Here is a 20,475-nt window from a genome sequence, read left to right as displayed (position 1 = left end):
ACCCATCAGCGCTTAACGGACGAGGCTCGGCAGATCGAGACCATTGGCCTCGGCGCAGGCGATGGCGTCCTCATAGCCGGCATCGGCGTGGCGCATCACGCCGGTCGCCGGGTCGTTCCACAGCACGCGTTCCAGCCGCCGCGCAGCGTCCGCCGTGCCGTCGGCGACGATCACCATGCCGGCATGCTGCGAATAGCCGATGCCGACGCCGCCGCCATGATGCAACGACACCCATGTGGCGCCGCTCGCACAATTGAGCAGTGCGTTGAGCAGCGGCCAGTCCGACACCGCATCCGAGCCGTCCTTCATCGCCTCGGTCTCGCGGTTCGGGCTCGCCACCGAGCCCGAATCGAGATGGTCGCGGCCGATCACGATCGGCGCCTTGACTTCGCCGCGCGCCACCATCTCGTTGAAGGCGAGGCCGAGGCGATGGCGATCGCCGAGCCCGACCCAGCAGATCCGTGCGGGGAGGCCCTGGAACTTGATGCGCTGCCGCGCCATGTCGAGCCAGTTGTGCAGGTGCTTGTTGTCGGGCAGCAGCTCCTTCACCTTGGCGTCAGTCTTGTAGATATCCTCGGGATCGCCGGACAGCGCCGCCCAGCGGAACGGGCCGACGCCGCGGCAGAACAACGGGCGAATATAGGCCGGCACGAAACCCGGGAAGTCGAAGGCATTGGCGAGGCCCATGTCCTTCGCCATCTGGCGGATGTTGTTGCCGTAGTCGAGCGTCGGGATGCCCATGGCGTGGAAATCGAGCATGGCCTGGACGTGGCCGACCATCGACGTCTTCGACGCCTGCTCGACCGCCTTCGGCTCCGAAGCACGCTTGGCTTCCCACTCTGCGAGAGTCCAGCCCTTCGGCAGATAGCCGTTGATCGGATCATGCGCGCTGGTCTGGTCGGTGACGATATCCGGCCGCACGCCACGACGCACGAGCTCGGGGAAGATCTCGGCGGCATTGCCGAGCAGGCCGACCGACACCGCCTTCTTGGTCGTCGCGGCGTCGGCCATCAGCGCCAGCGCCTCGTCGAGCGTCGTGGCCTGGCGATCGAGATAGCCGGTGCGCAGCCGCATCTCGATGCGGCTCGGCTGGCATTCGACGGCGAGCATCGAGGCGCCGGCCATGGTCGCCGCAAGCGGCTGTGCGCCGCCCATGCCGCCGAGGCCCGCGGTCAGAATCCACTTGCCGGAGAGATCACCGTTGTAGTGACGGCGGCCGACTTCGACGAATGTCTCATAGGTGCCCTGGACGATGCCCTGGCTGCCGATATAGATCCAGGAGCCGGCCGTCATCTGGCCGTACATCATCAGGCCCATTCTATCGAGCGCATTGAAGTGATCGAGCGTCGCCCAATGCGGCACGATGTTGGAGTTGGCGATCAAGACGCGCGGCGCATCCGGATGGGTGCGGAAGATGCCGACCGGCTTGCCCGACTGCACGACCAGGGTCTGATCCGCCTCGAGCTTGCGCAAGGAAGCGACGATGCGATCAAAGCTGTCCCAGTCGCGCGCGGCGCGGCCGATGCCGCCATAGACGATCAGTTCGCTCGGCTTCTCCGCCACATCAGGATCGAGATTGTTCATCAGCATGCGCAAGGGCGCTTCGGTGAGCCAGCTCTTGGCGCTGATGTCGCTGCCAATGGGGGCGCGGATCACCCGTTCGTTGTCCAGGCGTCGGTTCATGGGTCCCTCTCATCCAAGCTTGGGAAACGGATCGCGTCCGAGTGCATGCGTTGCAACCGTGGCCAACACACCGCCACCGACGAGCGCGGCCGCCTTGGCGAGATCGTCGGCCATGTAGCGGTCGTGCACCAGCGCCGGCACATGCGCGCGAAGCGCGGCAATGACGGCAGACAGCGCCGCGCTGGTGCCGTGCGGCGCTCGCAGCTCGATGCCTTGGGCGGCGACGAGCAGCTCGATGCCGATGATAGCAGCGAGATTGTCGGCCATGTCGTACAGTCGGCGCGCCGCATGTGCAGCCATCGAGACGTGGTCTTCCTGGTTGGCGCTGGTCGGCGTCGAGTCGATCGAGCACGGCAGCGCGCGCTGCTTGTTCTCGGCGAACAGCGCCGCGGCCGTCACCTCGGCGATCATGAAGCCGGAGTTCAGGCCCGGCTCCGGCGTCAGGAACGGCGGCAGGCCGAAGTTCAGCGCGGGATCGACCAGCGTCGCGATGCGCCGCTCGCTGATCGCGCCGAGCTCGGACAATGCCAGCGCGATCTGGTCGGCGGCAAACGCCACCGGCTCGGCGTGGAAATTGCCACCAGAGATGATCTCGCCGGTGTCGGCCAGCACCAGCGGATTGTCGGTAACGGCATTAGCCTCGGTGACGAGCGTACGCGCGGCCTGCGTCAGCAGATCGAGCGCGGCGCCGGCGACCTGCGGCTGGCAGCGCAGACAATAGGGATCCTGCACGCGCTCGTCGCCTTCGAGATGCGACAGCCGTATGGCGCTGCCGTCGAGCAGTTCGGTGAGCACGCGGCCGGCTGCGATCTGGCCGGGATGACCGCGCAGCGCCTGAATTTCGGGCCGGAACGGCGCCGTCGAAGCCATCGCCGCATCGACCGACAGTGCGCCCATCACCAGGGCAGCGTTGAGCAGATCATGCGCGCGGAACAGGCCGGCGAGCGCATAGGCCGTCGAGAACTGCGTGCCGTTGATCAGCGCCAGCCCTTCCTTCGGCCCGAGCGTAACCGGCGTGAGGCCGGCGCGCGCCAGCGCCTCGCGGCCCGGCACGAGCCGGCCGTCGACGAAGGCCTGGCCTTCGCCGATCATGACGGCGGTCATATGCGCGAGCGGCGCGAGATCGCCGGAGGCGCCGACCGAGCCCTGCTGCGGCACAAAGGGCGATACGCCGCGCGCCAGCATCGCCTGCAACTGTTCGATGATCTCACAGCGCACGCCGGAGGCGCCGCGACCGAGCGAGATGATCTTCAACGCCATCATCAGCCGCACCACCGGCTCAGGCGTCGCGGGGCCGACGCCGCAGCAATGCGAGAGAATGAGATTGCGCTGGAGCTGGGCCGTCTGGTCAGGCGGGATGCGCTTCGAGGCCAGCTTTCCGAAGCCGGTGTTAATGCCATAGACCGGCTCGGCGCCCTGCGCCGCCTTCGCCACGATCCCTGCTGCCGCTTCGACACGCGGCCAATACGCCGAATCCACCGTGAGCGACGCGCCGGTGTAGACGCGCACGAGATCATCGAGGCTGACGTGGCCGGGCTCTGCGATGATCGCGCTCATTGGCCCCTCCACACGCGCCGGTGCAGCGGGTTGAAGCCCATGCGGTAGACCAACTCCGCGGGACGGCCGATGTCCCAGATCGCAAGATCGCACCACTTGCCAGCCTCCAGCGTGCCGGTCTCGGCCAGCAAGCCCAAGGCCCGGGCGCCTTCGCGCGTGACGCCGGCGATGCATTCATCGACCTTCATCCGGAACAAGGTCGCCGCCATGTTCATGGTCAGCAGCAACGAGGTCAGCGGCGACGAGCCTGGATTGCAGTCGGTCGCCAGCGCGAGCTTTACGCCGTGCTTGCGAAACAGCTCGACCGGCGGCTTCTGCGTCTCGCGGATGAAGTAGAACGCTCCGGGAAGCAGCACGGCGACCGTCCCGGCCCGAGCCATCGCCGCGGCACCAGCCTCGTCGGTATGCTCGAGATGATCGGCGGACAGCGCGCCGAACTCGGCCGCGAGCGCGGCGCCGCGGAGGTTCGACAACTGATCGGCATGCAGCTTGACCCGCAGGCCGAGCGCCTTGGCCGCCGCGAACACGCGCGATGTCTGCGCAGCGGAGAAAGCGATATTTTCCATGAACGCGTCGACCGCATCGGCGAGGCCTGACCTGGCAACCGCCGGCAGCATCTCGTCGCAGACGAGGTCGATGTAGCGGTCCTTGTCGCCACCGGCTTCGACCGGCAACGCATGCGCGCCGAGAAAGCTGGTGCGCACGCTGACCGGCCGCTGGCTGCCGAGCGCGCGGGCTGCGGACAATTGTCGCAGCTCAGTCGCGGCCTCCAGGCCATAGCCGGATTTGATCTCGATCGTCGTGACGCCTTCGGCGAGTAGCGCATCGAGCCGCGGCAGCGCGCGGGCGATCAATTCCTGTTCGCTGGCGGCGCGCGTCGCCGCGACGGTGGACACGATGCCACCGCCGGCACGCGCGATCTCCTCATAGCTCGCGCCGGCGAGCCGCAGCTCGAACTCGTGCGCACGGTCGCCTCCAAAGACAAGATGGGTGTGGCAGTCGACGAGACCCGGCGTGATCCAGCGTCCCTCGCAATCGATGCGCTCGGGCGCATCTCCATCTGCCGGAAACTCCGATTGCGGACCGGCAAAGGCGATGCGGCCATCGCGCGCAGCGATCACGCCCTGCTCGATCACGCCGAGGCCCGGCTGCCCCTCGCACAAGGTCGCGAGCCGCGCATTCTGCCAGATCCGGTCGAAACGCTGGGCCATGCTGCCTCCCCCTTCACGAAAGCTTGACGGGCGATATGTCTATACATAAACTTAGCTCCGCCGTCCTGTCCAGCGGGCTTATCGATCATGGCGTCACTGCACTTCGCATCCGCGCTTCTGCCCAGGGGGTGGGCCGAGGACGTGCAGGTCGTCATCAGCAATGGCGCAATCGAGTCGGTATCCGCCGGCGTGCCTCCGACCTCCGACGACGAGCAACATGAGGTCGCGATCCCCGGCATCGCCAGCCTGCACAGCCACGCGTTCCAGCGCGGCATGGCCGGGCTTGCCGAGATCAGCGGCCACTCGACGGATACGTTCTGGACCTGGCGCGAGACGATGTACCGTTTCGCCCTGTCGATGCGCCCCGAGGATGTCGAGGCGGTCGCGGTCCTGCTCTATGTCGAGATGCTGGAGCGCGGCTTCACGCGGGTCGGTGAATTCCATTATCTGCACCACGATCGCGACGGTACGCCTTACGCCGATGTCTCCGAGATGGCGGGGCGCATCGCCGCGGCGGCCCAGACATCCGGCATCGGCCTGACCCTGCTACCGAGCTTCTACGCGCACGGCGGCTTTGGCGGCGCGGCGCCGCATGACGGCCAGCGGCGCTTCATCTGCGATATCGATCAGTTCGCCAAACTGCTGACGGCCTCCCGCAAGGCGATCAGCTCGCTTCATGGCGCCAATCTCGGCATCGCGCCACACAGCCTGCGCGCGGTCGCGCCGGATGAACTGGCCGCGCTGCTGCCGCTCGCCGAGGGTGGCCCGATCCACATTCACGCCGCCGAACAGGTGAAGGAGGTCGAGGACTGCCTCGCCTGGTCCGGCCAGCGCCCGGTGCAATGGCTGCTGGATCATCACGACGTCGATGACCGCTGGTGCCTGATCCACGCGACGCATATGACGGCGGACGAAACCGCGGCGCTTGCGAGGAGCGGCGCGACGGCGGGCCTTTGTCCGGTCACCGAAGCCAGCCTCGGCGACGGCATCTTCCCGGCACGCGACTATCTGCGCGCGCGTGGGCGCATCGGCGTCGGGACCGACTCGAACGTGCTGGTCGGCGTGAGCGACGAGTTGCGCCAGCTCGAATACGGCCAGCGGCTGACGCATCGTGAGCGCAACGTGCTGACGTCAGGTCCGGATGCGTCGACAGGCCGCACGCTCTTGGATGCCGCTCTCGCTGGCGGCGCACAGGCGCTGGCGCAACCGCTCGCCGGCCTGCAGGTCGGCGGCCGCGCCGACATCCTCACGCTCGATCTGTCGCATCCGTCGCTCGCAGGGCGAACGCGCGATGCGCTGCTCGACGGCTGGATCTTCGCGACGTCGCACGGCGCCATCGATTGTGTCTGGGCCGGCGGCGCCAAGGTCGTGCAGGGAGGCCATCATCGGTCGCGCGAGGCGGCAAGGCGCGGCTTTAACACGGCGGTGCGGAGGCTGCTCGCATGAGCCTCGCCGATGACAGCGCCAGGCCGGGAGCCGGCACGCTCTACAAGACGATCCGGCAGGACATCGAGCGCCGCATCCTCACCGGCGAATGGCCGCCCGGCCACCGCATCCCGTTCGAGCACGAGATCATGGAGCATTACGGCTGCTCACGCATGACCGTGAACAAGGCACTATCGGAGCTCGCCCAGGCCGACCTGATCGAGCGGCGCCGCCGTGCCGGCACGTTCGTGCGGCGTCCGCAGTTCCTGTCGGCGGTGCTGAAGATCCCCGACATCCGCGCCGAGATCAGCGCGCTCGGCCGCGCCTATGGCTATGAACTGATCTCATCGACGCGCCGCACCGCCAACGCCGCCGATCGTGAGCGCCTCGGCGTCAAGACACCGTGCAAGGTCATCGCGATCCGCTGCCGCCACAGCGCCGACAACGTCCCGTTCGCGATCGAGGACCGGCTGATCGATCTCGACGCCGTACCCGATGCCGCGAAGGCCAATTTCAAGATCGATCCACCGGGCTCCTGGCTGCTGCATCACGTGCCCTGGACCGAGGCGGAGCACGCGATCAGTGCCATCGTCGCCGACGACGCAATCGCCGAAGGCCTCGACATCGCCGTCGGCTCACCCTGCCTCGTGATCGAGCGTCACACCTGGCGCAAGGGACAGCCGCTCACGGCTGTCAGGCTGATCTATCCCGGAGAGCAGCATCGCCTCGTGGCGCGGTTCAGGGGCAGCGAATGAGACAGCTCACGCGCGCCCAAACTGAGCATGGGATTTGCAAGCACGCTTGCAGAGATGAGCGGAGATCGCAGCCATCACGGCTGCGAGCCGCACGAAGGGCTTTCTTCTCACAGCAAAGGACGATGACGATGCGCAGATTTGGGCTACTCGCAGTAACGGCCGCGCTCCTGGCCTCGACGACCGTCTATGCCGACGACGTCAAGGTCGGTATCGGCATTTCCGGCTGGACCGGTTTTGCGCCGCTGACCTTGGCGAAGGAAGCCGGCATCTTCAAGAAGAACGGCCTCGACGTCACCATCAAGAAGATCCCGCAGAAGGACCGCCACCTCGCCATCGCCGCCGGTGACGTGCAGTGCGCGGCGACGACGGTCGAGACCTGGATCTCCTGGAACGCCAACGGCGTCGCCACCAAGCAGATCTTCCAGCTCGACAAGAGCTACGGCGCCGACGGCATGGCCGTGCGCAACGACATCGCCTCCATCAAGGACCTCAAGGGCAAGACCGTCGCAGCATCCGCGCCCGGCACCTCGCCCTATTTCGGGCTGGCCTGGATGCTCAAGAAGAACGGCCTCACGGTGAAGGACGTCACCATCGTGAACCTGGAGCCGGCCGCGGCCGCGCAGGCCTTCGTTTCCGGCCAGAACGACGCGGCGATGACCTACGAGCCGTATCTGTCGACGGTGCGCGCCGCGCCCGACAAGGGCAAGATCATCGCCACCACCCTGGATTATCCGATGGTGATGGACACCTTCGGCTGCACACCGAAGTTCCTGTCCGAGAATCCGAAGGCCGCCAAGGCGCTCGCCGACAGCTATTTCGAGGCGTTGGACATGATCGCCAAGGACCAGGCCAAGGCCTATGAGATCATGGGTGCCGACGTGAAGCAGACGGCTGAGCAGTTCGGCAACTCCGCGAAGTATCTGCGCTGGCAGGACAAGGCCGCGAGCCAGAAGTTCTTTGAGACGGAGTTCAAGACCTTCAACAAGGAGGCGGCCGAGCTCCTGCTCGAGGTCGGCATCATCAAGCAGATCCCGAAGATCGAGGATCTGTATGATGCGAGCTTCATCAAGTAGGCGCTGAAGCGTGCCCCGCACGATCCGTCATTGCGAGCGAAGCGAAGCAATCCAGGACCCGGCGTGAGACTCTGGATTGCTTCGTCGCTTCGCTCCTCGCAATGACGGTGTTGAGGCATCCCGCCCGATATTGAGCAGCGTATTCCGAAGCCAACTCAACATCGGCGGCCCGCGCCCCCTCGCGGGCCGCACCCAACACGAAAGCCCGATCCGTGATCCGTCCTCTCGATCCCGTCAGCGCCAGGTCAAGAACAGCGCTCGGCCTCGCCTTCTTCGTCGTGTTCGTCGCGGCGTGGTCGCTGGCGACGTTTGGCGGCTATGTACCGAAGACGTTCCTGGCAGATCCCCTGACCATGCTGCGCGAGGGCTGGGACCTGCTTGTCAAGTTCGGCTTCCTCACCGACATCGGCATGACCGTCTGGCGCGTCGTCGGCGGTTTCGTGCTCGCGGCCGTCATCGCCGTTCCGCTCGGCCTGTTGATGGGCGCCTACAAGCCGATCGAGGCGTTCCTCGAGCCGTTCGTCTCCTTCGCGCGCTACCTGCCTGCCTCCGCTTTCATCCCGCTCCTGATCCTGTGGGCCGGCATCGGCGAGTTGCAGAAGCTGCTGATCATCTTCATCGGCTCGGTGTTCCAGATCATCCTGATGATCACCGTCACCGTCGGCAACACGCGGCGCGACCTCGTCGAAGCCGCCTACACGCTCGGCGCCGGCGATCGCGGCATCATCGCGCGCGTGCTGCTGCCGTCGGCTGCGCCTGAGATTGCCGAGATCCTGCGGCTGGTGCTCGGCTGGGCCTGGACCTATGTCATCGTCGCCGAACTGATCGGCTCGTCCTCCGGCATCGGCCACATGATCACCGACAGCCAGGCGCTACTCAACACCGGACAGATCATCTTCGGCATCATCATCATCGGCCTGATCGGGCTGATCTCGGATTTCCTGTTCAAGGCATTCAACGCCTGGCTGTTCCCGTGGAAGCTCGCATGACCACGCTCGTCATCGATCAGGTCACCCGCATTTTCCCGGCCCGCCAGGGCCACGCGCCGACGCGCGCGCTGGAGCCGGTCGCGCTCACCATCGGCAACAACGATTTCGTCACCATCCTCGGCCCCTCCGGCTGCGGCAAGTCGACCCTGCTGCGCATCGTCGCCGGGCTCGACCATCCGACGAGCGGCAAGGTGCTGCTCGACGGCCGCGAGGTCGAAGGCCCCGGCGCCGATCGCGGCATGGTGTTCCAGTCCTACACGCTGTTTCCCTGGCTCACCGTGCGTGAGAACATCGCCTTCGGCCTGCGCGAGCGCGGCGTGCCTGAGGACAAGCGCAACGCCGTCGCCGACCGCTTCATCCAGCAGATCGGCCTTGAGGGTTTCGAGAACCACTGGCCCAAGCAGCTCTCCGGCGGCATGCAGCAGCGCTGCGCGATCGCGCGCGCGCTCGCCAATGATCCGAAGATTCTGCTGCTCGACGAGCCGTTCGGCGCGCTCGACAACCAGACCCGCGTGCTGATGCAGGAGATGCTGCTCGGCATCTGGGAGCGCGACCAAAAGACGGTGCTGTTCGTCACCCACGACATCGAGGAGGCGATCTTCCTCGGCAGCCGCGTGCTGGTGATGAGCGCCCGCCCGGGCCGCATCAAGGCCGACATCAAGATCGAGCTGCCGCATCCCCGCTCCTACAAGATCAAGACCTCGCCGGAGTTCGTCGCGCTGAAGGAGCGGCTGGTCGAGGAGATCCGCGCCGAGGCGCTGAAGGTGGCCGCGGAGGCGTGACGCCGCGCTGTCGCGGTGCGCGGTGTTTAACTGTGCGCTCAAACTGGCTGGTCGACGCCGAACTAACTCAAAGGCTGCTGCGATCGAGCCCCGGCGGACCTCGCCCTCGGCAGGCTCCGCCGCATCCGCTTCAGCCACGGCACCAAGTGAAACGCGCTCATCAGCAGATACATGACCGTCATGTCGCCGAGCGGCGCGCCCGCCGGCATCGCCGAGCAGATCATATCTGCCCGGCCGTCGCGGGCCATGGCGTTCAGCACCGCCATCAACGCGAAGGTCGGCGCCGCAGCAAAGCGGAGTGCCTCAGCGAGGTCCGGCATCACGCGCCGCTTGGACGGGACGAACGCCATGGCTTCGCTCCCTGCTCTCAGCGCGCCGCGTATTCGTCGCGGCGGCGCCACCACACGCCCTGCTCGTTGCGGCCCTTCGGCGCGCGGTCGAGCCACTGATAGGCGCCCCACAGCCCATCGAGGCCACGGGCGTAGCTCGAATAGGTGTGGTAGACGACGCCGTCTTCGACAATGAAGGCACTCATGCCCGGGCGGTCGCGCATGAAGGTGGCGCCGTCCGTGCCGGTGCCGGCGGCGACTTCCGCCACCACGGCCGGGACGTCGGACGGCTTCATCGGCGGGCTGGTGCGGTAGTTGTACTCGCTGCCCCCCTGGCGCTGCTGCTCCTCGGTGATAGCGACATTGAAGTCGAAGTTGAAATCGCTGCTCGCCGACGACGCCCAGGGGAAGCTCCAGCCCATGCGGCTCTTGTAGGCCCTGAGCTTCGCCAGCGGCGCGCGCGACACCGCCCACAGCATCACGTCGTGATTGGCGAGATGGACCTGGAAGCCGTTGAAGCCGTCGGCGATCATCGAGCAGGACGGGCAGCCGGCCTGGAAGTCGGGACCGAACATGAAGTGATAGACGAGCAGCTGCGAGCGGCCCTGGAACAGATCGGGCAAGCTGGCAGGCCCCTCCTCGGTATCGAAGCGATAGGCCTTATCGACGCGCACCCAGGGCAAGGCCTGGCGACGCTGCGCCAGTTCATCGCCGCGGCGGGTGAACTCCTTCTCGGCCTGCAGCAAATCGAGGCGTGCCTTGAGCCAGTCTTCGCGAGTTCCGGTGAGATGCATGGTCATGTCGGTGTTCCTTTTGCGTGTTGACCGCATCTGAGACTAGGATCGCCGCGGGAGGATTGCGGAGTGACAAGTGTGGCGGGATTTGCATGGACTCGCTGATCTCGGCGGCGGCACAGGCGCTGGCCGCGGGTGATCCGCTCGGCGCGCTCAATCGCGTCGCGCTGCGCGACGATCCGCCGGCGCTGGCGCTGCGCGGCATCGCGATGGCCAGGCTCGGCGATGTCATCAGGGCGAAGGCGCTGCTGCGCCAGGCCGCGCGCAGCTTCGGCCCGAAGGCGGCCATGGCACGCGCCCGCTGCGCCGTGGCGGAGGCCGAGATCGCGCTGGCGGCGCGCGATCTGTCATGGCCGACGAAGGCGCTGGCCGAGGCGCGCGCAACGCTGGAGCAGCACGGCGACCGCACCAATGCCGCCTATGCGCGGAGCCTCGAAATCCGGCGCCTGGTCCTCATCGGCCACCTCGATGACGCCGAGCGGGGGCTCGCCGATCTCGATCCCTCGCCGCTGCAGCCGGCGGCGCGCACCATCTATGAACTGATCGTCGCCGGCCTGGCGCTGCGCCGCCTGCAGACCAAGGCGGCGCAGGCGGCGCTCGAGCGGGCCGGAGCCATGGCCTGGCGGACGCGGAGTCCGGAGCTGCAAGCCGAGGTCGAGCGGCTCGCGGCCACGCTGTCCGCGCCGGCCGCTCGCTTGATCCGAGGAGGCGAGCAACGGCTGCTGCAGCTCGATGAGGTCGAAGCGCTCTTCCGATCCGACGGCCTGATCGTCGATGCCTGCCGGCTCGTGGTGCGCCAGGGCAGCCTCGTCGTGCCGTTGGCGCGGCGTCCGGTGTTGTTTGCTCTCGCCCGCAGGCTGGCGGAGGCGACGCCCGATGATGTCTCGCGATCGGAGCTGATCGCCGCTGCTTTCCGCGGCAAGGAAGCCGATGAGTCGCATCGCGCCCGCTTGCGTGTCGAGATCGGGCGCTTGCGCCGGCTCTTGAAAGACATGGCCGACGTCAATGCGACGCGCGACGGCTTTGCCCTGCTGCCGCGCGATGGCCGCCGCGTCGTCGTGCTGGCACAGCCGATCGAGGACGAGAATGCGCCCGTGCTCGCCTGCCTCGCCGACGGCGAGGCGTGGTCGAGCTCCGGCCTTGCGCTGGCGCTCGGCGCCAGCCAGCGCACGATGCAGCGCGCGCTCGACGCGCTCGCTCTGTCCGGCAAGGTCCAGTCGTTCGGCCGCGGCCGCGCGCAGCGCTGGACCTGTCCGGTGGTGCCGGCATTCGCGACCAGCTTGTTACTCCCGGCGTGGTCGTCGCTCGATTAGCGTTCGGCCGTCAGCAATGGAGAAGGTCATGACACGCGCACCTGCAGAGATCATCCGCGAATACGGCCCGTTCGACGGCACCGACCGAGTCAACGGCGTCAGCTATGACGGCAAGCAGGTGTGGATTGCGACCGGCGCCAGCATCAAGGCGTTCGATCCTGCCGACGGCGCGGTCCGCAAGTCGCTCGACGTGCCCTCGCATGCCGGGACCGCCTTCGATGGCAAGCATCTCTATCAGATCGCCGAAGATCGCATCCACAAGGTCGATCCCGACAGTGGCCGCGTGCTCGCGACGATCCCGGCGCCCTCGGGCGGTGGCGATTCCGGGCTGGCCTGGGCTGAAGGGTCGCTCTGGGTCGGCGCCTATCGCGACCGCAAGATCCACCAGATCGACCCGGCAACTGGGCAGATCCTGCGCAGCATTTCCTGCACGCGCTTCGTCACCGGCGTCACCTGGGTGGATGGCGAGCTCTGGCACGGCACCTGGGAGGACGATGTCAGCGACATCAGGCGCATCGATCCCGCGACCGGCGAGGTCCTCGATCAGCTCGACATGCCGGTCGGCACCGGCGTCTCCGGCATGGAGTCCGACGGGAGCGAGACGCTGTATTGCGGCGGCGGCGGCAGCGGCAAGGTGCGTGCGGTCAGGCGACCGAAGCAGGCACGGGGGTAACACGCAAATGAGCCACGGCAGGCTCAGCGAGCGGAGGCAGCCTACTTCGCGATGGACGTGAACGCCGCCTTGCGAAAGTTGGCGTTGGCTTCCTCGCGCGTCTGCAACTGCTGGCCGCCGCCGCCGACCGGCTTGGTCGGCGTGATCACGGAGAACAGGACGAAGCCGCCCGCCTTGCGCGGGAAGATGAAGTACTCGGCGATGTCCGACTTCTCGCTGTCCTCGCAGGACGACATGCCGCGGAACACCACCGCGCTGTCGACCAGCTCGCTGTTGCGGGCGGAGATGAACTTGCCTTTGCAGTCGCGCGCGTCGTTGCCGATGATCGTGGCAGCGACTTCCAGGCCGTCCAGGTTGCGCTGCGGCGGCACGATCCGGACGAAGCCGGTGGCATTGTCCGCCTTCCAGGCGACGCCGCCTGCGGTCAGCCACACTGGCCGTTCGCCGCCGCCGAGGATTGCCGGATGCGACAGCGCCGCCTTCAGAATGAAGTTGGAGGCGATCTGCATCGCCTCGAGCTGCAGCTCGGGCGAATCCTCGGACGCGCGTGCCGGCTGCACGCTCGCCGTCGCGGCCGGCGTGGTCGCGACGGGGGGCGCGGCCTGACGCTGCGCCGAAGCGGCGCCGGGCTGCACCGTGAAGTTCGTCGCCGCGGCCATCCCACCGGCATTGATTATGCGCACACAGTTCGCCAGCGAGGGCAACAGCACGGAGGTGCCGTTGAGATCGAACTGGAACAGGTTGCCCTGTGCGAAGGCGGACATCGTCCGCGCCGCCCGGAACGCCTTGATCAGGCTGGAATCGTTCGGCATCGGAACCACGACCATGTTGGCCGACCAGACCGAGCCCTCGACGTTGTACGAATTGCGGCCGTCGAAGCCGAGCACGATGGGAAACTTCTGCCCCTGCGACAGCGACCAGCTCGGATGAATGAAGGCGAGCGCCCAATTGTAGGTCGGCAGCGCGAGCACGCCGAAATTGATGCCGCTCTTGTAGCTCGCCGAGGCAATGCAGCTGGAGAACTTGCCGGTGTTGTCGTCAGTATAGGCGCCGCCCGACCATCCGGCGACCGAGATCGTGCCATACGGTCCCTTCGCGTAAGCAGCCGCTATCAAGGACGCCTCGATCAGCGCCACTGAGGTCAGTATCAGGACCGACAGCATCGCGCCAAGGATTGCCCGCCGCACCGTCATCGCACATCCCCGTTTTTGCCGCATTGTTGCAATTCCCGCGGCTACGTCAAGTAGATCCCGAGCGCGTTCGTCTACCCCAGGAATAGAACGACTGCGGCCTGCCGCGGGCTCAACCACACAAGATGTCGCGGTCGCCATCCACAGCCCTTCATGGGGGCGTCATCGAACTCCGCTAGCGCTCACGAGGTCTCAAGAAGGGATCTCGCCAAATGTCCGCCACGCTGCCTGTCCTGGGCGCCGCTCTCTCCGTCAAATCGATTCCGGCCCACACCGACTGGCTGCTCGAGCGCCAGCGGGATCTCGAGATCCAGGACTTCTTCCGCGCGGACCTGCTCGACAGCGACTGGCGCGGCACCGCCAAGGATATCAAGTCGATGCTGTCGGGCCACACCGGCCGGCTCGGAATCCACGGCCCGTTCTGGGGCTTCACCATCGCCAGCCACGACCCGATGATCCGCCGCGCGGTGACCAAGCGGCTGCTGCAGGGCCTGGAAGTCGCAGAGTTCCTCGGCGCCACCCAGATGGTGATCCACTCGCCCTACACGACCTGGGACTACAACAACATCGACATGCTGCCGGACAATCGCGAGCAGCTGATCGAGCGTGTCCGTGCGACGCTGTCCGACGTCATCGCCTCGGCCGAGCAGGCCAATTGCGAGCTGGTGATCGAGAACATCGAGGACAAGGATCCGCTGGATCGCGTCACGCTTGCCAAGGCGCTGGGCAGCAGCAAAGTGCGCGTGTCGCTCGACACCGGCCATGCCAACTACGCGCATCATTCCACCGGCGCGCCGCCGGTCGACTACTATGTCGATGCCGCCGGCGACATGCTGACCCATGTGCATCTGCAGGACACCGACGGCTATGCCGACCGTCACTGGGCGCCGGGCGAAGGCAACATCCGCTGGGTCGCCGTGTTCCGCGCACTGGCGAAGCTCAATTCCAATCCGCGCCTGATCCTCGAACTGCGCAACCACGATCACGTCAAGGCCGGCGCAGCGCACCTCGCCGCGCTCGGCCTCGCTCAGTAAGCCAACGACCGTCATTTCCTGACAACCTCGCACCCTAGAGAGATTGCCATGACCAAGCTCACCCGCCGCGGCCTGCTCGGCGCCGGCGCCGCGATCGGCGGCAGCTTCATCCTGCCGCGCGTGTCGATCGCGCAGGGAGACAACCGTCCCTCGGTCACCATCGCCGTGCAGAAGGTGACCAATTCGAACGTGCTCGACGTGCTGCGCGAGCAGTCCAATGTCGGCGAGCGCGTGTTCTACTCGTCGCTGTGGGAAAGCCTGATCTCGAAGAACTTCCGCGGCAATCTCGAAGCCGTCCCCGGCCTCGCCACCGAGTGGAAGCGCATCGACGACCAGACCGTCGAATTGAAGCTGCGCCAGGGCGTCAAGTTCCACAATGGTGACGAGATGACGTCCGAGGACGTCGTGTTCTCGTTCAGCCGCGAGCGCATGTTCGGCGACAGCGAGGCCAAGAGCCGCACCACCATCAAGGCGTTCGAGAAGATCCCGACGCCGCGCCCGGGCAAGGAGCTGCCGCCGGACGTGATTGGCGTCGCGCGCCGGATGTGGCCGGACCTGGTTCGCGTCGACGCCGTCGACAAATACACCGTGCGCTTCGTCAACGCGACGCCCGACGTCACCATCGAAGGCCGCCTGATGCGCTATGGCTCCGACATCATGAGCCGGCGCGGCTGGGAGGAAGCAGCGAGCTATCTCGACTGGGCGCGCAAGCCGATCACGACGGGTCCCTACAAGATCGTCGAGTTCAAGCCGGACGTGTCGCTGACGCTCGAAGCCCATGACGAATATTGGGGCGGCCGTCCGCCGCTGAAGCGCATCCGATTCCTGGAAGTGCCGGAGGTCGCGAGCCGCATCAACGGGCTCCTGTCTGGCGAATATCAGTTCGCCTGCGACATCCCGCCGGACCAGATCGCCGGCATCGAGAAGAACGCGGCGTTCGAGGTCCAGGGCGGCACCATCCTCAATCACCGTCTCACCGTGTTCGACAAGAACCACCCGCAGCTCGCCAATCCGCTGGTGCGCCGCGCCTTCACCCATGCGATCGACCGCCAGGCCATCGTCGACAGCCTGTGGGCCGGCCGCACCCGGGTGCCGAAGGGCCTGCAGTGGGAATTCTACGGCGACATGTTCATCGCCGACTGGAGCGTGCCGGCATTCGATCCGAAGCTGGCACAGGACCTGCTCAAGCAGGCCGGCTACAAGGGTGACCCGATCCCGTATCGACTGCTCAACAACTACTACACCAACCAGGTCGCGACCGCGCAGGTGCTGGTCGAGATGTGGCAGGCGGTCGGCCTCAACGTTCAGATCGAGACCAAGGAGAACTGGTCCCAGATTCTCGAGCGCGCTCCGACCCGCGCGGTGCGCGACTGGTCCAACTCGGCCGCGTTCAACGATCCTGTCTCCTCGCTCGTCGCCCAGCATGGCCCCAACGGCCAGCAGCAGCAGGTCGGCGAATGGAGCAATGACGAGCTCAATCGTCTTTCCGAATTCCTGGAGACCTCGACCGACCGCGAGGCGCGCAAGAAGGCGTTCCGCCGCATGCTGGAGATCGCCGAGCGCGAGGACCCCGCCTACACGGTGCTGCACCAGAACGCGACCTTCACCGCCAAGCCGAAGTCGATCAAGTGGAAGGCCTCGCCGGCCTTCGCGATGGACTTCCGCACCGGCAACTACGGTGCGTGACGCCGTGGCGCCGCTGGTCAGCATCTCCGAACTGAAGGTCGCCTTCGACGGCACGCCCGTGCTGTACGGCATCGATCTTGACATCGGCAGGGGCGAGGCCATCGGCCTCGTCGGCGAGTCCGGATCCGGCAAGTCGGTGACGTGGCTCGCGGCGCTGGGTCTCCTGCCCGGCAAGGCGAAAGTATCAGGCTCGGCCAGGCTCGAAGGCCGCGAGCTGCTCGGCGCTGACGGCAAGGTGCTCGACCAGGTGCGCGGCCGCCGCATCGCGATGATCTTCCAGGATCCCGCCAGCGCGCTCAATCCGGTGCTCACGATCCGGCGCCAGTTGTGCGAAAGCCTCGCGCTGCATCGCGGGCTGCGCGGCGAGGCTGCGCGGGCCGAGGCGCTCAGGCTGCTCGATCTCGTCGGCATCCCCGATGCGGCACGCCGGCTGTCCGCCTATCCGCACGAGTTCTCCGGCGGCCAAGTCCAGCGCATCATGATCGCAATGGCGCTGGCCGGACAGCCCGAGCTGCTGATCGCCGACGAGCCCACCACCGCGCTCGACGCCACCATCCAGGCGCAGATCCTCGATCTGCTGTCGGCCATCCGGCGCGAGTTCAACATGGCGATGGTCCTGATCAGCCATGACCTCGGCGTCGTCGCGGAGAATTGCGACCGCGTCTGCGTGATGTATGCCGGCCGCATCGTCGAGCGCGCGCCCGCGACGCGGCTGTTCGATGATCCCTGGCACCCTTATGCGCAGGGCCTGATCGGCGCGCTGCCGCCGCTCGATGGCGTCAGGCGGCGGCTGCAGGCCATTCCCGGAACGGTGCCTGATCCGCGCGCGCTGCCCAGCGGCTGCGCCTTCGCGCCGCGCTGCATGTTTGCCGGCGACGGCTGCCATGCCGGCGTGCCGCCGCTGGCACCGGTCGACCCGGATCGCGCGGTGGCCTGCCTGCGGCCGCAGCGCCTGCCGATGGAGCTCGCCGCCGAATGACCCCGCCGCTCGTCGAGGTCGAGGCGATCTCGCGCACCTACCGGATGCGGTCCGGCCTGTTCGGCCGGACGTCGTCCGTGCGCGCCGTCGACGGCCTGAGCTTCTCGATCCAAAAGGGCGAGACGCTCGGCATCGTCGGCGAGTCCGGCTCCGGCAAGTCCACCACCGGCCGCATGGTGCTCGGTCTCGAGCCGCCCGACCGCGGCAGTGTGCGCTTCCACGGCGCCCCGATCGCAGCGCCAGGCTCGGCGGCGTGGCGCGCCCAGCGCGCGCGCATGCAGATGATCTTCCAGGATCCGCTCGGCGCGCTCGATCGACGACTTCCCGTTGCCGCGCAGATCCGCGAGCCGCTCGACATCCACGACATCGGCACGGCCGCCGAGCGCGACGCGCGCGTGCATGAGCTGCTCCAGGCTGTCGATCTCAACGACGGCCATGGCGCCCGCTATCCCGGCGCGCTGTCGGGCGGTCAGCGCCAGCGCATCGTGCTCGCCCGTGCGCTGGCGACCAAGCCCGACTTCCTCGTCTGCGACGAACCGGTCAGCGCGCTCGACGTCTCGATCCAGGCGCAGGTGGTGAACCTGCTGGTCGATCTCCAGGCCCGGCTCGGTCTGACGATGCTGTTCATCAGCCATGATCTGCGCGTCGTCCGGCAGATCAGCAGCAAGGTGGCCGTGATGTATCTCGGCCGCATCGTCGAATATGGCGATGCCGACGACCTGTTCGCGCGGCCGCAACATCCCTACACGCAGGCGCTGGTGTCCGCTTCCCCTGCTCCGGGACGCCGCAGCACCAGCCGCATCGTACTGACGGGCGACCCGCCGAATCCGGCGGCGCGCCCCGCCGGCTGTGCCTTCCACCCGCGCTGCAGCCACGCGACCGCCCGCTGCGCCAACGAGTTGCCCGCGCTCGCCGCCCTGGATCGGCAGCGCCAGGTGGCCTGTCATCTCGTTTCGGGGCTGCAGTCGCAGACCGAGGTCGCCGCGTGATGCTGCGCTATTTCGCCATCCGCCTGGCGCGTGCGCTGCTGACCATCGCACTCGTCGTCACCTTTGCCTTCATCGTGCTGCGGCTGTCCGGCGATCCCGCGCTGATGATCATGGGGCCCGAGGCGCCGCCCGAGGTCATCGCCGCCTTCCGCAAGGCGTGGGGTCTCGATCATCCGATCTGGATGCAGTATCTCGACTACTTCAAGGCGATCGGCCAGGGCGAGCTCGGACGCTCGATGCGCGACGGCCGGCCCGCGATCCAGCTCGTCATCGAGCGCATCCCCGCGACCTTGGCGCTGACCATTCCGGCGTTCCTGCTGAAAGTGCTGCTCGGCATTCCCGCCGGCATCTACGCCGCGCTGCACCGCGGATCGGCGATCGACCGCGCCGTGATGATCACGGCGGTGGCGGGCTTCACGGTGCCGAGCTTCGTGCTGGCCCTGATCCTGGTGCTGATCTTCGCCGTGCAGCTCGGCTGGCTGCCGTCGGGCGGACAGGACTCGTGGCGGCACGCCATCCTGCCGATCGTGACGCTCGGCTTCGGCGGCGCCGCGGTGCTGGCGCGGTTCACGCGCAGCGCCATGCTGGAAATTCTCGGCCAGCCCTACATCAGAACGGCGTCGGCCAAGGGCGTGCCGTGGCGCCGGGTGATCACGGATCACGCGCTGCCCAACGCGGCGATCCCCACCGTCACCATTCTCGGCTTCATGGTCGGCAGCCTGATCGCCGGCGCGGTCGTCGTCGAGAGCGTGTTCTCCTGGCCCGGCGTCGGCCGTCTCCTGGTCGTCGCCGTCGCCAACCGCGACCTCGCGGTCGTGCAATGCATCCTGCTGCTGGTGGCGATGACCATGGTCACGTCGAACCTGATGGTGGACTTCCTCTACGGCCTGCTGGATCCGCGGCTGCGCAGCAAGGGAGCCGAGGCATGACCGACCTTGCATTGAAATCGCCTGCCGCGCGGCGGCTGTGCTGGCCGAACATTCCCGTCTCCGTGACCATCGCAGTCGGCTGGATCGTCGCGATGCTGCTGCTGGCGATCTTCGCCGATCAGCTCGCGCCGCATGGCTTCACCAAATTCGATCTGCGCCATCGCCTGTCGCTGCCGGGCAACCCGGCGCATTGGCTCGGCACCGACGAGCTCGGTCGCGACGTGCTGTCGCGTCTGATCGTGTCGATCCGGATTTCGCTCTTGATCGCGTTCGGCGCGACCGCGATCTCCGCCATCGCCGGCACCACGCTCGGCTTTCTCGCCGCGCATTTCCGCGGCCTGGTCGAGCAGGCCGTGCTGATGCTGGCGGACTTCCAGGCCAGCATGCCGTTCCTGATTCTGGCGCTCGCCGTGCTCGCCTTCTTCGGCAACTCGCTGCCGCTCTTGATCGGGTTGATGGGCCTGTTCGGCTGGGAGCGCTATGCGCGCATCGCGCGCGGCCTCGCCATCTCCGCCAATGCACAAGGCTATGCCGCCGCCGTCCGACAGCTCGGCGCAACGCCGCAGCGCGTCTATCTCAGGCACATCCTGCCGAACATCGCCTCGACCCTCATCGTGTCGATGACGCTGGTGTTTCCCGAAGTCATCCTGCTGGAGTCCGGTCTCTCCTTCCTCGGCCTCGGCGTGCAGCCGCCGATGACGAGCCTTGGCAACATGGTCGGCTATGGCCGCGAATATCTGACGCGCGCACCATGGATCATGTTGGCACCGGCGATCACCATCGTGGTGACGACGCTCGCCGTCTCGATGATCGGCGACTGGCTGCGCGACCGGCTCGATCCGACGCTGCAATAGCCTCGATCAGCGACGAGCCTCGTGACTCGCCGCGGCACTATGCTCGCAGATGATCAGGGCATGCCCCGCTTGCTCGCCCGCCAGCGCCATCCATCTCGACGCCTGCTGCAACCACTGATCGCGGCGAGCCGGATCGCGTTCGGCCTCCTCGCGACAGCTCAATGCCGCAGTCATGCACGCCGATCTTCTGTCCATGAATCATGGTCCGACACATCAACGTAAACGGCACT

At 67.0% G+C, this 20,475-nt stretch carries 19 protein-coding genes; 13 read left to right on the top strand and 6 right to left on the bottom strand.

The window, feature by feature from the left end; translation table 11 throughout:
• Nucleotides 1-12: 12 nt before the first annotated feature.
• From hutU to hutI, 3 genes are read right to left on the bottom strand one after another with little or no spacing between them, the layout of a single operon-like run.
• Complete coding sequence (hutU, locus tag QX073_RS14885; RefSeq protein ID WP_316169232.1) at nt 13-1,683, bottom strand: urocanate hydratase; 1,671 nt, start codon at nt 1,681-1,683, stop codon at nt 13-15.
• Nucleotides 1,684-1,692: 9 nt separating this feature from the next.
• Nucleotides 1,693-3,240: a histidine ammonia-lyase gene (hutH, locus tag QX073_RS14880; RefSeq protein WP_316225949.1), complete on the bottom strand. Its 1,548-nt coding sequence runs from the start codon at nt 3,238-3,240 to the stop codon at nt 1,693-1,695.
• Entirely contained in the window at nt 3,237-4,451 is a 1,215-nt protein-coding gene (gene hutI, locus QX073_RS14875) for an imidazolonepropionase (RefSeq protein WP_316225948.1), read from the bottom strand. Before hutI ends, hutH begins: the two co-directional genes overlap by 4 nt.
• Before the next feature lie 87 nt (nt 4,452-4,538).
• On the opposite strand from hutI, the gene QX073_RS14870 reads away from it, so the two are divergent.
• The 5 genes from QX073_RS14870 (at nt 4,539) to QX073_RS14850 (ending at nt 9,475) form a co-directional block, all read left to right on the top strand.
• Entirely contained in the window at nt 4,539-5,897 is a 1,359-nt protein-coding gene (locus QX073_RS14870) for a formimidoylglutamate deiminase (protein ID WP_315714285.1), read from the top strand.
• Entirely contained in the window at nt 5,894-6,631 is a 738-nt protein-coding gene (gene hutC / locus QX073_RS14865) for a histidine utilization repressor (RefSeq protein ID WP_316225947.1), read from the top strand. Before QX073_RS14870 ends, hutC begins: the two co-directional genes overlap by 4 nt.
• A gap of 128 nt (nt 6,632-6,759) precedes the next feature.
• Nucleotides 6,760-7,704 (top strand): ABC transporter substrate-binding protein, encoded by a 945-nt coding sequence (locus tag QX073_RS14860; protein ID WP_316225946.1) that lies wholly within the window; start codon nt 6,760-6,762, stop codon nt 7,702-7,704.
• A 215-nt stretch (nt 7,705-7,919) separates the two neighbouring features.
• Nucleotides 7,920-8,693, top strand: a complete 774-nt coding sequence (locus tag QX073_RS14855) for an ABC transporter permease (RefSeq protein ID WP_316225965.1) — start codon at nt 7,920-7,922, stop codon at nt 8,691-8,693.
• A complete protein-coding gene (locus tag QX073_RS14850; RefSeq protein WP_316225945.1) occupies nt 8,690-9,475 on the top strand; it encodes an ABC transporter ATP-binding protein in 786 nt (261 codons plus the stop codon). The genes QX073_RS14855 and QX073_RS14850 overlap by 4 nt, the downstream gene beginning before the upstream one ends.
• 62 nt (nt 9,476-9,537) lie before the next feature.
• Here the strand turns inward: QX073_RS14850 and QX073_RS14845 are convergent, their stop codons facing one another.
• Nucleotides 9,538-9,825: a hypothetical protein gene (locus QX073_RS14845; protein ID WP_316193202.1), complete on the bottom strand. Its 288-nt coding sequence runs from the start codon at nt 9,823-9,825 to the stop codon at nt 9,538-9,540.
• 17 nt (nt 9,826-9,842) lie between these two features.
• Nucleotides 9,843-10,604 carry a DUF899 domain-containing protein gene (locus QX073_RS14840; protein ID WP_316225944.1) on the bottom strand — a complete coding sequence of 254 codons (762 nt, stop codon included), beginning with the start codon at nt 10,602-10,604 and terminating at the stop codon, nt 9,843-9,845.
• 86 nt (nt 10,605-10,690) lie between these two features.
• Here QX073_RS14840 and QX073_RS14835 point away from each other — a divergent pair, with 86 nt between their 5' ends.
• Both QX073_RS14835 and QX073_RS14830 read left to right on the top strand, forming a co-directional pair.
• Nucleotides 10,691-11,911, top strand: a complete 1,221-nt coding sequence (locus QX073_RS14835; protein ID WP_316225943.1) for a helix-turn-helix domain-containing protein — start codon at nt 10,691-10,693, stop codon at nt 11,909-11,911.
• A gap of 28 nt (nt 11,912-11,939) precedes the next feature.
• Nucleotides 11,940-12,584, top strand: coding sequence for a PQQ-binding-like beta-propeller repeat protein (locus tag QX073_RS14830; RefSeq protein WP_316169239.1), 645 nt, complete (start codon nt 11,940-11,942; stop codon nt 12,582-12,584).
• Nucleotides 12,585-12,625: 41 nt separating this feature from the next.
• Here the strand turns inward: QX073_RS14830 and QX073_RS14825 are convergent, their stop codons facing one another.
• Complete coding sequence (locus QX073_RS14825; protein ID WP_316225942.1) at nt 12,626-13,777, bottom strand: hypothetical protein; 1,152 nt, start codon at nt 13,775-13,777, stop codon at nt 12,626-12,628.
• Nucleotides 13,778-13,986: 209 nt separating this feature from the next.
• On the opposite strand from QX073_RS14825, the gene QX073_RS14820 reads away from it, so the two are divergent.
• From QX073_RS14820 to QX073_RS14795, 6 genes are read left to right on the top strand one after another with little or no spacing between them, the layout of a single operon-like run.
• Nucleotides 13,987-14,808, top strand: a complete 822-nt coding sequence (locus QX073_RS14820; RefSeq protein ID WP_316225941.1) for a sugar phosphate isomerase/epimerase family protein — start codon at nt 13,987-13,989, stop codon at nt 14,806-14,808.
• A gap of 48 nt (nt 14,809-14,856) precedes the next feature.
• Nucleotides 14,857-16,494, top strand: a complete 1,638-nt coding sequence (locus tag QX073_RS14815; RefSeq protein ID WP_315714271.1) for an ABC transporter substrate-binding protein — start codon at nt 14,857-14,859, stop codon at nt 16,492-16,494.
• Nucleotides 16,495-16,498: 4 nt separating this feature from the next.
• Nucleotides 16,499-17,473: an ABC transporter ATP-binding protein gene (locus tag QX073_RS14810; protein ID WP_316225964.1), complete on the top strand. Its 975-nt coding sequence runs from the start codon at nt 16,499-16,501 to the stop codon at nt 17,471-17,473.
• The gene (locus QX073_RS14805) at nt 17,470-18,462 is read left to right on the top strand and encodes an ABC transporter ATP-binding protein (RefSeq protein ID WP_316225940.1); all 993 of its coding nucleotides are present in this window, start codon (nt 17,470-17,472) and stop codon (nt 18,460-18,462) included. The genes QX073_RS14810 and QX073_RS14805 overlap by 4 nt, the downstream gene beginning before the upstream one ends.
• Nucleotides 18,462-19,391 (top strand): ABC transporter permease, encoded by a 930-nt coding sequence (locus QX073_RS14800; protein WP_315714392.1) that lies wholly within the window; start codon nt 18,462-18,464, stop codon nt 19,389-19,391. The genes QX073_RS14805 and QX073_RS14800 overlap by 1 nt, the downstream gene beginning before the upstream one ends.
• The gene (locus QX073_RS14795) at nt 19,388-20,245 is read left to right on the top strand and encodes an ABC transporter permease (RefSeq protein ID WP_315714269.1); all 858 of its coding nucleotides are present in this window, start codon (nt 19,388-19,390) and stop codon (nt 20,243-20,245) included. Before QX073_RS14800 ends, QX073_RS14795 begins: the two co-directional genes overlap by 4 nt.
• Nucleotides 20,246-20,475: the final 230 nt, after the last annotated feature.

The organism is Bradyrhizobium sp. SZCCHNS3052, assembly GCF_032484495.1.
In the GTDB taxonomy this organism is placed as follows: domain Bacteria; phylum Pseudomonadota; class Alphaproteobacteria; order Rhizobiales; family Xanthobacteraceae; genus Bradyrhizobium.
This window is presented reverse-complemented; position numbering and strand designations above follow the sequence as displayed.

What these genes read in the sequence shown, in the direction of transcription:
- hutU (WP_316169232.1), bottom strand. Translation starts at nt 1,683, where the DNA reads ATGAACCGACGCCTGGACAACGAACGGGTGATCCGCGCCCCCATTGGC.
- hutH (WP_316225949.1), bottom strand. Translation starts at nt 3,240, where the DNA reads ATGAGCGCGATCATCGCAGAGCCCGGCCACGTCAGCCTCGATGATCTC.
- hutI (WP_316225948.1), bottom strand. Translation starts at nt 4,451, where the DNA reads ATGGCCCAGCGTTTCGACCGGATCTGGCAGAATGCGCGGCTCGCGACC.
- QX073_RS14870 (WP_315714285.1), top strand. Translation starts at nt 4,539, where the DNA reads ATGGCGTCACTGCACTTCGCATCCGCGCTTCTGCCCAGGGGGTGGGCC.
- hutC (WP_316225947.1), top strand. Translation starts at nt 5,894, where the DNA reads ATGAGCCTCGCCGATGACAGCGCCAGGCCGGGAGCCGGCACGCTCTAC.
- QX073_RS14860 (WP_316225946.1), top strand. Translation starts at nt 6,760, where the DNA reads ATGCGCAGATTTGGGCTACTCGCAGTAACGGCCGCGCTCCTGGCCTCG.
- QX073_RS14850 (WP_316225945.1), top strand. Translation starts at nt 8,690, where the DNA reads ATGACCACGCTCGTCATCGATCAGGTCACCCGCATTTTCCCGGCCCGC.
- QX073_RS14845 (WP_316193202.1), bottom strand. Translation starts at nt 9,825, where the DNA reads ATGGCGTTCGTCCCGTCCAAGCGGCGCGTGATGCCGGACCTCGCTGAG.
- QX073_RS14840 (WP_316225944.1), bottom strand. Translation starts at nt 10,604, where the DNA reads ATGACCATGCATCTCACCGGAACTCGCGAAGACTGGCTCAAGGCACGC.
- QX073_RS14835 (WP_316225943.1), top strand. Translation starts at nt 10,691, where the DNA reads ATGGACTCGCTGATCTCGGCGGCGGCACAGGCGCTGGCCGCGGGTGAT.
- QX073_RS14830 (WP_316169239.1), top strand. Translation starts at nt 11,940, where the DNA reads ATGACACGCGCACCTGCAGAGATCATCCGCGAATACGGCCCGTTCGAC.
- QX073_RS14825 (WP_316225942.1), bottom strand. Translation starts at nt 13,777, where the DNA reads ATGACGGTGCGGCGGGCAATCCTTGGCGCGATGCTGTCGGTCCTGATA.
- QX073_RS14820 (WP_316225941.1), top strand. Translation starts at nt 13,987, where the DNA reads ATGTCCGCCACGCTGCCTGTCCTGGGCGCCGCTCTCTCCGTCAAATCG.
- QX073_RS14815 (WP_315714271.1), top strand. Translation starts at nt 14,857, where the DNA reads ATGACCAAGCTCACCCGCCGCGGCCTGCTCGGCGCCGGCGCCGCGATC.
- QX073_RS14805 (WP_316225940.1), top strand. Translation starts at nt 17,470, where the DNA reads ATGACCCCGCCGCTCGTCGAGGTCGAGGCGATCTCGCGCACCTACCGG.
- QX073_RS14800 (WP_315714392.1), top strand. Translation starts at nt 18,462, where the DNA reads ATGCTGCGCTATTTCGCCATCCGCCTGGCGCGTGCGCTGCTGACCATC.
- QX073_RS14795 (WP_315714269.1), top strand. Translation starts at nt 19,388, where the DNA reads ATGACCGACCTTGCATTGAAATCGCCTGCCGCGCGGCGGCTGTGCTGG.